Origin of the sequence: Micromonospora cremea (genome assembly GCF_900143515.1) — a bacterium.
Lineage (GTDB): Bacteria > Actinomycetota > Actinomycetes > Mycobacteriales > Micromonosporaceae > Micromonospora > Micromonospora cremea.
On record NZ_FSQT01000001.1, the window covers coordinates 1,726,297 to 1,739,332 of the forward strand.

A 13,036-nucleotide genomic window follows, 5' to 3' on the forward strand; every position below is an offset into this window, starting at 1 on the left:
CTGTGCAGCCGCTCGGGCCCGGTCTTTTTCCGATCCTTTTCAGATTGGGCGGCCACACCGAACGTGCGTGCCTGCGGCAGATGCGGCCGACCCCCCAACCCCGGGAGCGAGATGCCCAGACGAATTCGGTGGCTGTTGGCGACCACCACAGTGGTTGCGACGCTGCAAGCGGTGCCGGGAACCCCGGCGCTGGCCAACCCGACCCCAGACCTCACCACCCCGAACCCCGCCACCGCGGCCCCGGCCGGCAGCGGTGAGACGCACACCGTCACGCTGCTCACCGGCGACGTGGTGACCGTCGAGGCCACCGGGTCCGGCTGCCCCCGGGTCCGCGTGCAGCCCGTCGACCCGGCCGGTGTGATCCGGCGCAGCTGCGGTGTCGACGGGCACCTGAAGGTCATCCCGGCCACGGTGGCGGCCCAGGTCGGCACCGTGCTCGACCCGGACCTGTTCGACGTGACCACGCTGATCGCGGACGGCTACGACGACGAGAGCACCACCGAGCTGCCGGTCATCGTGCAGCCCGCCGAGAACCAGCGGACGACGGCGCTCGCCGGCCTCCGGCCACTGTCGAGCATCGGCGCGGTCGCCGGGGCCGTGCCGAAGCGGTCCGCGGCCAACGCCAGGGCAGCCACCACCACCCTGCTCACCGGTGCGCGAAAGGTCTGGCTCGACCGGAAGGTGCACGCGACCGGGATCACCGCCGGCAACCACGGCGGCGGGCAGCCCGCTCAACTCGACCACAACATCAGCCAGGTCTCCGCGCCACAGGCCTGGCAGGCCGGCTACACCGGCAAGGGCACCCGGGTCGCCGTGCTCGACACCGGCGCCGACTTCAGCCACCCCGACCTGGCCGGCCGCGTCGTCGACCGCGCCGACTTCGTCACCACGGGCGGCGACGCGGTCGACCACAACGGGCACGGCACCCACGTCGCGACCACCATCGCCGGCACCGGGGCCGCCTCGCACGGCCAGCGTCGCGGCATCGCGCCCGATGCGCGCCTGGTCATCGGCAAGGTCCTCGACGACTTCGGCTCCGGTTCCGACTCCGACATCATCACCGGCATGGAGTGGGCCGCGGCCCGCGCCGACGTGATCAACATGAGCCTGGGCGGCGCCATGCCGGACGACGGCACCGACCCGATGGCGGTCGCCGTCGACAACCTGACCGAGCAGACCGACGCACTCTTCGTCATCGCCGCCGGCAACAGCGGCGGCGCGATCGCGTCCCCCGGCTCGGCCGGGCGCGCGCTGACCGTCGGCGCGGTCGACGCGGACGACGAGCGGGCCGACTTCTCCAGCCGGGGACCGCTGATCAACACCTGGGCGGCGAAGCCGGAGCTGGTCGCCCCCGGCGTCGACATCGTCGCCGGCCGCGCCGCCGGTACCACCCTCGGCACGCCGTTCGACGAGCACCACACCACGCTCTCCGGCACCTCCATGGCCGCCCCGCACGCCGCAGGGGCCGCCGCGCTGCTCGCCCAGCGCCACCCCGACTGGACCGCGGACCGGCTCAAGGCCGGGCTCGTCGGCGCCGCCGACCCGCTGCCCGACGCCGAGCCGTACACCGTCGGCGCCGGCCGGCTCAACGCGGCACGGGCACTCACCGGCCCGGTGAGCGACCAGCCGGTGGTCAACCTCGGCACCTTCAGCTACCCGCAGTCCGGAACCAGCGAGGTGCGGCTGAGCTGGACCGGCGACCGGACCCCGGCGACCGTCCCGCTCGACCTCGCCATCACGGTCGCCAACCACGACGGGACCACCGCACCCCGCCGGGCCGCGAAGCTGTCGACCACCCGGGTGACGCTCAAGGGCGGCGTGCCCGGCACGGCGACGCTGCGGCTCGACCGCGCGGCGCTGGCCGGCTCGCCCGGGTACTACCTCGCCACGGTCACCGCCCGCACGCCGAACCACGCGTTGGTCGCGACCACGCCGGTCGCCTTCTACGTGGAGCCGCGCAGCTACGACCTGACGATCCAGACCCGTGCCGTGCCGGGCGCCCCGGTGAACGGGTACAGCGCCGTCGGGGTGGAGGTGACCAACCTCGCCGACCCGCTGCTCTACGGCGGCGGGGCGTTCTTCACCCCCGGCAAGTCGGCCACGCTGCGGGTCCCGGCCGGCCGTTACCAGGTCACCGCGGCGTTCACCACGTACAACGACGAGACCGGAGCGCAGACGGGCGCGTTCGTCGGGGACAGCGACATCGCCGTCGACGGCCCCCGGACGGTCATCCTCGACTCGACGCAGGCCAAGCCGTCCACCGCGACCGTGTCCGGGAAGCCCACCCAGGCCCTCGCGAGCGACTTCCTGTACGTGCAGACGGCCGTAAACGGTCTCTCCTGGTGGCAGGCCATCGCCGCGTGGGGTGACTCGGCCACCGTCGCGGTCGGCCCGGTGACGCTACCCAGCGTCGGGTCGCTGCGGATGTACGGCGGCTGGGGGCTTGACTCGCCGGCGGGCACGGCCGCGCCGTACCACTACGACCTGGCTCACGAGTACACCGAGGGAGTGCCGGCCGACCCCACCTACCGGGTCACCGCCGCCGAGCAGGCCCGTCTCGCCCGGATCGACCAGCGGTTCAACCAGCTGGACCTGGCCGGGATGGTGACCTCGATGCGCCGCGCCGGCTTCACCCCCGACGGGTTCTACCTGACTCAGAACCCCACCTACGACCTGCCGGCGACGCGTACCGAGTACGTCTCGCCGGGGTTCCTCTGGCAGGACACCGGGACCTACGGCGGGCTCCCGGCCCAGGAGGCGCCCCGGGACTACGCCCCGGGTAGCCGGCAGACCAAGATCTGGGCGCGGCAGCCGCTGCGCTCCGACTGGTTCGACGACCCGGCCGGTGGGGAGTACAGCTGCGCCGGCGCGCCGTGGCGGTCCAGCGGCAACCTGCACGTCGACCTGGCCATGCTCGTCGACCAGCACCAGCGGGCCGACTGCCTGCAGCCCGGCGCGGTCGGCATCACGCGAACGCTGGCGCTGTACCGGGACGGCCAGCTCGTCGACGAGCGCAACGCCGCCCGGACCGACTTCAGCGTGCCGGCGAAGGCGGCGGACTACCGGCTCACCTTCGACGTCGACACCAGCCGGATCCTGCCGTTCTCGACCCACGTCAACACCGCGTGGACCTTCCGGTCGGCCGGACCGGCCGGCACGGCGCGCAGCGCCCTGCCGCTCCTGTCGGTCGACTACGCCCTGCCACTGGACGCGGCGAACCATCCCACCGGTGGTCCGGCCACGTTCACGGTCCGGCAGGCCCAGGGGGCGCCGGCCCAGCGGGTGACGACGTTCCAGGTCTGGACCTCGACCGACGACGGCGTGACCTGGCAGCCGACCACGGTCGACCGGGACCGGGACGGCTACCACGCCGCGCTGCCGACCGTGACGGGCGGACAGGCGGTCTCGTTGCGGGTGAAGGCCACCGCCGACGGCGGCAGCGGCATCGAGCAGACGATCATCCGGGCGTACCGCGCCGGCTGACCGTCCCGATCCGCCGTACCTCCACCGAGGCGCGGCCCGGTGCCGACCGGGTCGCGCCTCGGCGCGTTTCAGGCGGCTGGCTCAGGACGAGAGGGCCGCGTCGGCGAGGAACTCCCGCTCGGGTTGAAGCTGCTGACCTACGACCCGGCGGAGGACGCTTTGGCTGTCGATTTCACGGCCGGCGCTGCGGAGATCAAGAGCTTCGGGGCGGACGCTGTGCTGATCATCGGCTTAGCGAATCAGCCACGGTGATCCGCGCGCTGGCGGACGCGGGCGTGCTGCTGCGGCATTGAGCCACTGAACCTCCAACGGAGAGCGGCCGCACCAGATGGCCGGTGCGGCCGCTCTCGTCTCCGCCGCTTCGTCGCGGCCATCGACACCGACCTCCCCCCGCGCAGCCGCTCTCCGCGGACGCGGCCAAGGGCCAGCTGCCGGAGATCCACAGCGGATGACTGAGCGCTTTTCATCGTGGGTTTCGGCTGGTCTGGACGTGATGTAGGGCGAGGATGGCTTGGACGATCGCGGTGGCACGTCGGGGGCAGCGGCGGAGCTTGGCCAGGATCTTCCAGCCCTTGAGGGTGGCGACGGCGCGCTCGCCGACGGCGCGGATCTTGGCGTGGTGCCGGTTGACGGTTTTCTGCCGGCGGGACAGTCGCGGTCGGTGACGGCGGCGCTTGCAGGGCGTGCGGATGCTGCCGCCAGCGCCCTGGTACGCCTTGTCGGCGAAGGTCATCACGTTGACGCTGCTCAGCGCGTCGATCAGGCCGTGGGTGCGGGCGGCGGTCAGGTCGTGCACGGCGCCGGGCAGGGCGGGTGAGGCCCAGATGAGGCGTCCTTTGCAGTCCGCGATGACCTGCACGTTGACCCCGTGGCGCTTGTGCTTTCCGGAGCAGTACGGCCTCTGGTCCGCGACCCGGTCGATGGGGATCAGGGTGCCGTCGAGGATCGCGTAGGCAAGCCGGGCGATGCGCCGTATGGCCGCGTTCAGGTCCTCGGCGTGCGCGGCGAGTAGGTTGATGGCTTCTCGGACGTACCGCCAGGCCGTCGTGACGCTGACCGCGAAGCCGCAGGCCAGACGGGCGATGGTGTCCCCGTTACGCAGATGGGCCAATGCGAGCAGTGCCTGCTGGCCGGCATCAAGACGTCGCCACCGGCCGCGGCGGCGGGTGCGTTCGGCGCGGATGAGGTCGGCCAGGTGGTTCAGGGTGCGGCTGGACAGCGCGACCGTTGACGGGTAAGACAGCACAGCGAGGCTCCCGGTTGGGGCATCGGATCTTGGTCGACTGCTGTCTTAGAGCGTGTTTGAGATGGTCTGTTGTGGACGGTGTGTTGGCGTGACACCGCGGGTCTTCAGCGGGCAGGGTGGCTCGGGTGTCTGCTCGTCGTGGTTACCCCTCGGACCTGACCGATGCCCAGTGGGCGCTGATCGAGGCGCTGCTGCCGGAGCCGAACACGGACGGGCGGCGGGAGAAGCATCCTCGTCGGGAGATCGTCAACGCGATCCTGTACGTGGTGCGGGCTGGATGTCCGTGGCGGTATCTACCGGCGGATCTTCCGCCGTGGCAGACGGTGTACTGGTACTTCACCCGGTGGGAAGACGCCGGCGTGACCGAGAATCTCCTGGCGGCGCTGCGTATCAAGGCGCGGGTGCAGCAGGGCCGCGAGCCGCAGCCATCGGCGGGGATCATCGACTCCCAGTCAGTGAAGGGCGCTGACACCGTCGGCCGAGACAGTCGGGGCTACGACGCCGGGAAAAAGGTCAACGGCCGCAAGCGGTTCATCATCACCGACACCTTGGGCCTGCTGGTCACCGTGACCGTCCTCGCCGCGAGCTGGCAGGACCGCGACGGCGCCAAGACCGCCCTGCTCAGCGCCTACATGGCCGCCCCGATCCGACACGTCTTCGCCGACCAGGGCTTCACCGGACGACTCGTCGACTGGACCCGCGACATACTGCGCACCACCCTCGAGATCGTCCGCAAGCCCACCGACCAACGCGGCTTCGCCGTGCATCCCCGCCGCTGGGTCGTCGAACGCACGCTGGCCTGGCTCACCGCCTGCCGCCGACTGGCCCGCGACTACGAACGCCACCCCGAGGTCTCCGAAGCCATCATCCGCTGGGCCGCCATCGCCGGCATGACACGCCGCATCACCCGGGGTCGACCCGCCCGACGCCAATCCCGCCGCACCTTCATCTGGACCTGATCAGCCCATCTCAAACACGCTCTTACCGGGAGCCTCGTCCTATGTCGACACATGCTCCGCCGCGCCCATCGTGAGCAGGCCCATCACGATGAAAAGCCCTCATTGACGATCACCGTGGGTCGCCCAGGCTAGGACCGCCCGCCCAACGGCGGGCGGTCCTGTCCGTCGAACGACGATGACCGTCGAGAGAGTGTGCACCTTCGACTGCCCGATCGGAATTGGCTATCAATCTGGGTCCACGGCACAGGTGGGGCACGCTACGGCTTCAGCACGATCTTTCCTCGCGTGTGGCGGGACTCACTCAACTCGTGGGCAGCGGCCGCCTCTTCCATGGAGAACACGGCAGCGACCGGCACCGTGAAGCGGCCCCGCTCGGCGAGGTCGCCAGCGGCGGCGATTCCTTCGAGAGACGGTGAGTCCGCGCCGGGACCAGAGCCGCGCGATAGGTGCACGCCGTACGCCGCGGCGTTGATGTCTGCGATGCTCACCACCCTGTCCGGGCTTGCGACCAGGCGGACCAGGTCGGGTATAGAGCCAGAGCCGGCACAGTCGAGTACGGCATCTACTCCGCCGGGCATCAGAGCGTCGACCCGCTCGGCCAGCCCGGGGCCGTAGGTGGTCGGGATCGCCCCGAGCGAGGCGACGAAGTCATGGTTGCGGTCGCTGGCCGTGCCGATGACGGCCGCGCCGCGAGCGACCGCGAGTTGGATCGCGGTCGTACCGACCCCGCCAGCCGCACCCTCGATCAACAGCGTGGTGCCATCCTCCACGCCCAGTCGGTCGAGCACGCGCGTGGCCGTCTCGATGTTGCCGGCCGCGCCGCCGGCCTGTTCCCAGCTCAGGGCGGCCGGCTTCGGTGCCCACGCGACCAGGACGGCGTATTCGGCGTTTGCTCCGCCCATCTGGGCGTAGTCCGTGATCCCGAAAACCTCATCGCCTACCCGAACCGTGATCACTCCGTCACCGACCTCATCCACCACGCCGGCTGCGTCGACGCCGGGCACGTGCGGCAGGCGGAGCGGAATCCATTCCTGGAATCGGCCGGCGCGGACGTACGTGTCGGCCGGATTGACACCCGAGGCCCGAACCGCCACCCGGATCTGTCCCGGTCCGGCGTGCGGTTCCGGTGCCTCCGAGACCTCAAGCACACTCGCGGGACCATACTTGGAAAATTGCAGAGCCCTCATGCGCAGGGACGCTAACGCACGCTGCTGTCCACCTCGCTAAAGTGAGAGCAGTGACCGATCGTTTGCCTCACACCCTTCGCTCCGACGCCCTGGACAACCGCGAGCGCATCCTCGATGCCGCCCGCGCGGTCTTCGCCGTTGAAGGTCTGGACGTGCCGATGCGGGAGGTCGCACGGCGCGCCAGGGTTGCACCAGCCACCCTGTACCGCCGATTTCCGACCAAGGAGATGTTGGTCACCGAGGCATTCGCAGAGCAGATGTACGCGTGTCGCGCCGTCGTCGACGAGGGCCTTGCCGATCCGGATCCGTGGCACGGCTTCTGTCTCGTCATTGAGAAAATGTGTGAACTGCACGCACGCGATGGGGGCTTTACCGCAGCTCTCACCTCGACGTTTCCCAATGCCGTGGATTTCGACGCGCGCCGCGAATACGCGCTCAGGTCGATCGCCGAACTGGCCCGCCGCGCCAAGGAAGCCGGCCGTCTGCGCCCCGACTTCGCCCTGGACGACGTCATCCTCGTGCTCATGGCCAACAGCGGTATCCACGCGCCCTCGCCGACTGCCAAGGTCACCGCCTCCCGGCGCTTCGCCGCGCTCGCCATCCAGGCGTTCCACGCCAGCCCGGATGCCTCGCCGCTCCCGCCCGTGGCGCGGCCGGCGCCCCCGGCATCGGTATCCCGCGGCCAAGCGGGCTAGAGGAGCTCGGCGACGTGGGCGATCTGGCCGCTGGCTAAAACACGTCCCACGCGGTGCCTGTTTCAGCGGTTGCCCATCTCCTCACTTACCGGGGTTCGGCCGCTGATCAGGAGCGCGATCCCGAGGAGTACGGCGACGACGAGAACCGCCACTTGACTTGCGGTATCCGTCGCAGGCATGTGTCCAAGGTGAGTGACGTGATACGCGAAGTGCAGAACTCCGAAGACGGTCCAGGCGATGCCCAGTAGTCGATATCCGATCTGGGAGGGTCGCATGAGCCCGTATGCGCTCGCCGCGCCCAGCGCGAGGTACATGGCGCCGTGGTCGCGGACGAGGTGCTCGTTGTACGGACCGTCCTGCGAGATCCACTCACCCAAGACGGCGGGGAAGTGATGGAAAAACGCCTGCGGGAGGAAGTGCGACCACACGCCCACGACACCGGCGATGACCACGGCCGCGATGAGCGCTGTGCGCTGGAGGCGGCCCACTTGAGCCATTCCGGGTCCCAGCTGTCGATCCGTCGTCGCTTCAAGCATGCTGTCCACCTTTCGGTCAAGATCCGTTGGCCGGGAGCCAGCCGGTGAGTTTGGCCGGGTTGAGCATGATCCACACGTCGGTAACGAGGCCGTTCTCCACGTGGAAGCTCATGACGCGCTGCAGATCCAGCTCAAGCAGCCGCGAGTGGCGAGCACGCGGAAGGGCCGATCCGGCATGTAGCCCAGGTCCCACGCCGTCCACGTGACAATCCAAGGCCGCTCGGGTCGCGTGGCCGGAAGCGGCTGATCCCCGAACAGCACCGCTCCTACCGCTTCGGCCGCCGCGCGCATCTCTGCCTCCGGGTCCCGCAGCGGATCACATACCACCAGCAGGAGATCGCCGTGAACGAGTGTCTGGGCGGGGTGGCCCGTCTGCTGCCTGATCAGTGACCGAATCTCCTTCCGGAGGACGGCAAGCTGGTCGCCGGGCACCTCCCGGACCTCCGCGTACCCGTGCTCACGCACCACGCCGCAGACCACCTGGGCAACGACCGGGACCCTGCGGTCGACCGCAGGCGCGGGGAACAGGCGGTCCATCGCCGTCAGACACCGCCGGCAGGTCGGCGCGAACGCCGGCTCCCGGTACCTGCTCAGCGTGCCCCCTTCACCCCCGACCATCAGCGTCCACTCCCGGCCGCACATCGTCGTGTGCTCCCAGACCGGCTCCCGCAGCGCCTCAACGTCATACCGCCGCTGGACTGCCTCCCGCTCGCGATCCCCGCCCGTGAGGTAGTGCTCGGGTACAGCGTCGCGGCCCGGCTCCGACGGCCGGTGCCGGCGCGCGAGGTGCACGGCCTCACCACCGCTGACCGCCACGAGAAGCAGAACCTGCTCCCCAGCGATGATGACGTTCGGTCCATGCAGGCCGTCACGCATGCCAGCAGTATGGCTGCCCCTACTTGCAGGACGGCCACAGGCGAGGCTTGCGCGGCCCCGGACCCGCTGCCATTAAGTTCGTCGAGCACGACGACGCTGGACCGCATCTCCCATTGTCGCCGGCATGACACAACGTTCTCGCTTACATGGCGAACAGCTCGTCCGGCCGCTCGCAACTGCCGCTCTGCCCACCCGGCCCCGCCCGTGCCCGAGGCTGATACCGGCACTGCCCGTCCACGCTCGCCGGTGCTCGCCGCCGCGCAGGACGTACTGCTAGGGATGGCTGTCCCGTCGAGCTGCGGCCGGGTCGTCGCGCAACATCTCGGAACGTGGGCGGCGGGGCGGCTCTTCGTAACGCAGGCGATCCTGTCCACTCGGGCCGCTTATGTCCCCTCGAGTGGCGGCCTCCCGTGTCGCCTGCAGGACTTTGCCCGCGACGCACAAAGTCCTGCTAGCCTAAAGACCGCAGGACGCCCTTCCGGGCTCCCGCGCCCGCCTTGAGGCCCGCTGATGCGGGCCTCTCGTGCATCCGGATCAGTGCGGGTGGGTCATCGGATTCCAGCGGTGCGAGTGATAGCGCCGAGGCTCGACGAGTGCCCATAGCTGTTCGTTCACTGCGGCGGCATGCGGGTCGGTGCCGGGGATCTCCAGCCGCTGAAACAGGAACGTCACCAAGTCCACCGCCTGCACCAGGCGGCTCGCGTGGGACGGCGCGAAGTGCAGCGTGTCGACGATCCGGGTCAGCTTCCGCGACCGGTAGCCGCCGGTGCCCGCCACTCGATACCGTCCAGGTCAGCCCGATGGGCTGCCTGGTCGTGCAACTCGTCGGCGATGACCAGCGCGTACTCCTCTCGCGATGTGGCGTACCCGTCGATTCGCTCCAGCACGTGCGACAGCACCACCTCGTGAGCCGGCCGCGGGTAGGTGTACCGCTTGTTTAGCTGCTCCCGCTTCACACCGCGCAGGATGATCGCCACCTCGTCCTGAGCGCCGATGGCTGCCATAGCAGCCCTGTAGACCGCGATCCGCGCGCGAGGCGGCACACCCCTCCACGCCTTTCGGCCGTGGAAGATGTCGTAGCCGTGGAGCTCGGCGTCGACCGGCACGCCGTAGGCCTTCACCGCGTCGGTCACCACCTGGTCAAGCGCTTCGCTTAGCGGGATCGCGACGGCGTCCGGCACCATCAGGGCGCCGATCCAGTAGACGCTGGCTGTGAACGACTCGTCGACGTAGGTGAGCAGCACGAGCCGAGGTACGAACGGTTCTGACCGGCGGGCAGCCACTACGTGTGTGTGTCGAGTCCGGGCCGGCGCACGCAAGTCCTCCGTCTCTGGCCCGTGCGCCAGCGGTGCGACCACGGCTACGGCACGCCGAAGTAGCCCTCCTCTTCACCAAGCAGCAGCGGCACGTCGTACACCGACATGTCCGGCCGGGCCCGCGCGTACCGCACCCGATGCCGCCACCGCCCGTGCTCGAAGGCGACGTCGGCGTCGATCTCTGCCACCACCGTCGGCTCCACCTGCACGTACCGCAGCGGCTCCGGCCCCTCCAGCTGCCCCGACCAGGACGCCGGCAGCGGCTCCGGCCACGGGTGCACCGCGGCGGCCAGGCGGTGCTGCTGCGGGTGCAGCAGAGACAGCATCCCGGCGAGCTGCTCCCGCTGGGCGGAGGTCAGCGGGTGGGTCCGCCCGGTGTACCGCAGCCGGCCCCTCCGATCGAACCTCCCCAGCAGGACCGTGACCGGGTTGTGGATGCTGCCGGTCACCCCGCCGACGATCGCCTCGGTCACGAGCCTGGTCCGAGACTTCCACCAGCCGCGCTTGCCCATCTCGTAGCGCCCCGAGAGCCGCTTGGTGACCACGCCCTCGATGCCGGCCGCGACGGTCCAGTTCAGCAGCCAGTCCGCGACCTGCCGCATGTCCGTCGTCTCGGGGGTCACAGTCAGCTGGGGCGGCGCGTCGACGAGTAGCTGCTCGAGCCGGGCCTGCCGCTCCGACAGCGGCCGGTCGACGATCACCTCGCCGCCGGCGTCAGTCAGCAGATCGAACAGCACGTAGTGGGCGGGGCAGTCGTGGACCAGGCGCAGGAGCCCGCGGCCGGCGGTGATCCGCCGCTGCAGCAGCGCGAAGTTCGTCCGGCCGCGCTGCCACACGATCAGCTCACCGTCCAGCACCACCCCGGCCGGGAGCGTCCGGATCGCCCGGGTGATGTCCGGGAAGTAGGTGGTGAGGTTCCGGCCGGCCCGCGACTGCAGGTACACCCCGTCGGCCTCCCGGAAGGCGATGCACCTCCAGCCGTCCCACTTGGGCTGGTGTACGAGGTCGGGGCCCTCGGGCACGGCGTCGACCGGCGTGGCGAGCATCGGCGTGACCGGCCGGCGCAGCACAGGATCCGCCGCCGCGCTGGCCCGGCGCCGGGCCGGGCTCACCGCCGGCGCCGACCGTGAACGCTTCTCACCTCCGCATCGTGGGGGAGAGGACGCTCGGCGGGCAGCCGTGTCACCCCGATGTCACCTTGGCGAGGGAACAACCGCCGGGGGAGGATCGCGGCGTGGACGAGCTCGAGGCGGTGGCCACCATCACGGGCCCCGGTGAGCGGGCCCGCCGCGCCGGCGAGCTCATCACCGAGCACCAGCGCGCGATCACGGCCCTCTCGCAGATCCGCCGGGCCGCGCTCGAGGACCTGGACCGCGCCGGGCTGACCGACGCCGAGATCGCCGAACGGACCGGAGTGACCCGGCAGCGGGTCGGGCAGCTGCTCGGCTACACCACGAAGATCAAATGAGCGGGCCCAGTGAGGGGGAGAGGCCGACCGAGCCGGCCGGGCCGCCGGGCGTGATCGTCTTCGAGGTGGCCACCGCGCGGCGGGAAGGCTTGCAGCTGCGGTACGGCGGCGGGCCGCGCCTCAACGAGATCCGGGTAGAGCTGCGGGTCCTGCGAGGGCCCGGGCTACTCGGGTGGTAGAGCCTCCAGCCCGTTCGCCGCCCTGAGCACCCGCAGCGCCTCCTCGTCCTGCTCTTCATGCCGTCGGTGACGACCGGGCGGGACCTGGCCGACGGGCATGACCAGCTTCTTTGGCAGCAGAACCGTCGCCTCCACGTCCTGGGCTCCGGCTGAGAGGTCCACTTGAGCCGGCCTTGGATCGCGCGATGAGCAGCCGCAGTCCCTCCTGGACCGGCTGCACGTGGTCTACCGGCAGGCCAGCCAGTTCCTCGCGGCGCAGGCCGGCGAAGAAGCCGAGGCTCAACAGGCAACGGTCGCGCAGCGCGGCCAGGTGGTCGCGTCGCTGCTCCAGCGGTGCCTCGTTACCGGGCGGCGGGCCGGCGGGGCGGGTGGCGAGCATGGCGGCCAGCAGCGGCAGCGTGACCGCGGCCTTGCCCTCCACGGGCCGGCCGTGCAGGCGGCGCACCCCGTCGCGGATGCGGCGGAACCGGGGATCGTCGGTGACCGCATCGGTCAGCTGCAGCCGCGGCAGCAGCGGAATCACCGCTTCGGCAGCCGGTTTGCCGGTGAGCACCGCGGTGTCGACCAGGACCGGCCCGCCGGCCGGCAAGCCCGCCGGGGCCGGGCAGCCTGCGGCCGGCGCGACGGCGGCCCGGCCGGCGGTGTGGCCGCTGAGCGCGGCGGTCAGGTTCGGGTAGCGGCCGGCCATGCGCAGGGCCTCGACGAGGTCGCGGCGCAGGCGGGCCAGCGCGGCGGCCGGGGTGGCCAGGACGAGTTCGCCCGGGGCTGTGCCGGGCAACACGACGATGGCGCCGGGATGCAGTCCGGCGGCGTCGGCGAGTCCGGCGGGCAGGCGCACCCCGCGCCGGCTGTCCACGGTGGCCGGGGTCATGAGGTCGGTGCTGGCGGTCGGGGTCACGGCGTCTCCGGGCGGGTGTCGGTGGCGGCGAGCATGTCCTGGTAGCTGGCGTGCAAGCCCAGCCAGTCGGGGCCGGCGTCGAGCACGGTCGGGTCGATGAGGCCCAGGGCGACGCCGAGCCGCACCAGCCCTGGCGTTACGGGCGTAGCACCAGTCGGTCACCGAGATCGCCGCCGCGTGCCTCGGAAGGCAC

14 protein-coding genes and 1 pseudogene are annotated in these 13,036 nt (G+C 70.9%); 6 read left to right on the forward strand and 9 right to left on the reverse strand.

Translation table 11 applies throughout. The features are described 5' to 3' along the window. The first annotated feature begins 111 nt into the window (after positions 1–111). Entirely contained in the window at positions 112–3,483 is a 3,372-nt protein-coding gene (locus BUS84_RS07910; RefSeq protein WP_143728276.1) for a S8 family serine peptidase, read from the forward strand. A 123-nt stretch (positions 3,484–3,606) separates the two neighbouring features. Further along, positions 3,607–3,776 (forward strand): annotated as a pseudogene (locus BUS84_RS37365) (ABC transporter substrate-binding protein); the annotation flags it as partial. 170 nt (positions 3,777–3,946) lie between these two features. On the opposite strand, the gene BUS84_RS07915 reads toward BUS84_RS37365, so the two are convergent. Further along, positions 3,947–4,729 carry an IS5/IS1182 family transposase gene (locus BUS84_RS07915; RefSeq protein ID WP_074310091.1) on the reverse strand — a complete coding sequence of 261 codons (783 nt, stop codon included), beginning with the start codon at positions 4,727–4,729 and terminating at the stop codon, positions 3,947–3,949. Positions 4,730–4,845: 116 nt separating this feature from the next. On the opposite strand from BUS84_RS07915, the gene BUS84_RS07920 reads away from it, so the two are divergent. Further along, positions 4,846–5,688: an IS5 family transposase gene (locus BUS84_RS07920; RefSeq protein WP_084757281.1), complete on the forward strand. Its 843-nt coding sequence runs from the start codon at positions 4,846–4,848 to the stop codon at positions 5,686–5,688. A 257-nt stretch (positions 5,689–5,945) separates the two neighbouring features. On the opposite strand, the gene BUS84_RS07925 is transcribed toward BUS84_RS07920, so the two are convergent. Then, positions 5,946–6,875, reverse strand: coding sequence for an NADP-dependent oxidoreductase (locus BUS84_RS07925; RefSeq protein WP_074310095.1), 930 nt, complete (start codon positions 6,873–6,875; stop codon positions 5,946–5,948). A gap of 50 nt (positions 6,876–6,925) precedes the next feature. Here BUS84_RS07925 and BUS84_RS07930 point away from each other — a divergent pair, with 50 nt between their 5' ends. Next, entirely contained in the window at positions 6,926–7,570 is a 645-nt protein-coding gene (locus tag BUS84_RS07930; protein WP_074310097.1) for a TetR/AcrR family transcriptional regulator, read from the forward strand. Positions 7,571–7,632: 62 nt separating this feature from the next. On the opposite strand, the gene BUS84_RS07935 is transcribed toward BUS84_RS07930, so the two are convergent. The 5 genes from BUS84_RS07935 to BUS84_RS07955 form a co-directional block, all read right to left on the reverse strand. Then, a complete protein-coding gene (locus BUS84_RS07935; RefSeq protein ID WP_208869550.1) occupies positions 7,633–8,106 on the reverse strand; it encodes a hypothetical protein in 474 nt (157 codons plus the stop codon). A 108-nt stretch (positions 8,107–8,214) separates the two neighbouring features. Then, entirely contained in the window at positions 8,215–8,982 is a 768-nt protein-coding gene (locus tag BUS84_RS07940) for a hypothetical protein (protein ID WP_244298431.1), read from the reverse strand. A 534-nt stretch (positions 8,983–9,516) separates the two neighbouring features. After that, on the reverse strand, positions 9,517–9,759 hold the full coding sequence (locus BUS84_RS39675; protein WP_074310101.1) for a DUF3800 domain-containing protein: 243 nt from the start codon (positions 9,757–9,759) through the stop codon (positions 9,517–9,519). After that, the gene (locus tag BUS84_RS07950; RefSeq protein ID WP_074310103.1) at positions 9,723–10,226 is read right to left on the reverse strand and encodes a DUF3800 domain-containing protein; all 504 of its coding nucleotides are present in this window, start codon (positions 10,224–10,226) and stop codon (positions 9,723–9,725) included. Before BUS84_RS07950 ends, BUS84_RS39675 begins: the two co-directional genes overlap by 37 nt. Positions 10,227–10,342: 116 nt before the next feature. Then, positions 10,343–11,410 (reverse strand): ATP-dependent DNA ligase, encoded by a 1,068-nt coding sequence (locus BUS84_RS07955; RefSeq protein ID WP_244298432.1) that lies wholly within the window; start codon positions 11,408–11,410, stop codon positions 10,343–10,345. A 122-nt stretch (positions 11,411–11,532) separates the two neighbouring features. On the opposite strand from BUS84_RS07955, the gene BUS84_RS07960 reads away from it, so the two are divergent. Both BUS84_RS07960 and BUS84_RS37375 read left to right on the forward strand, forming a co-directional pair. Further along, positions 11,533–11,766, forward strand: coding sequence for a hypothetical protein (locus BUS84_RS07960; protein WP_074310105.1), 234 nt, complete (start codon positions 11,533–11,535; stop codon positions 11,764–11,766). Further along, on the forward strand, positions 11,763–11,945 hold the full coding sequence (locus BUS84_RS37375; RefSeq protein WP_143728277.1) for a hypothetical protein: 183 nt from the start codon (positions 11,763–11,765) through the stop codon (positions 11,943–11,945). Before BUS84_RS07960 ends, BUS84_RS37375 begins: the two co-directional genes overlap by 4 nt. Positions 11,946–12,000: 55 nt before the next feature. Here BUS84_RS37375 and BUS84_RS39680 read toward each other — a convergent pair whose 3' ends face one another. Next, positions 12,001–12,843, reverse strand: a complete 843-nt coding sequence (locus BUS84_RS39680) for a site-specific integrase (RefSeq protein ID WP_244298433.1) — start codon at positions 12,841–12,843, stop codon at positions 12,001–12,003. Continuing rightward, the gene (locus BUS84_RS40605; RefSeq protein WP_280175106.1) at positions 12,840–12,968 is read right to left on the reverse strand and encodes a hypothetical protein; all 129 of its coding nucleotides are present in this window, start codon (positions 12,966–12,968) and stop codon (positions 12,840–12,842) included. Before BUS84_RS40605 ends, BUS84_RS39680 begins: the two co-directional genes overlap by 4 nt. Positions 12,969–13,036 lie beyond the last annotated feature (68 nt).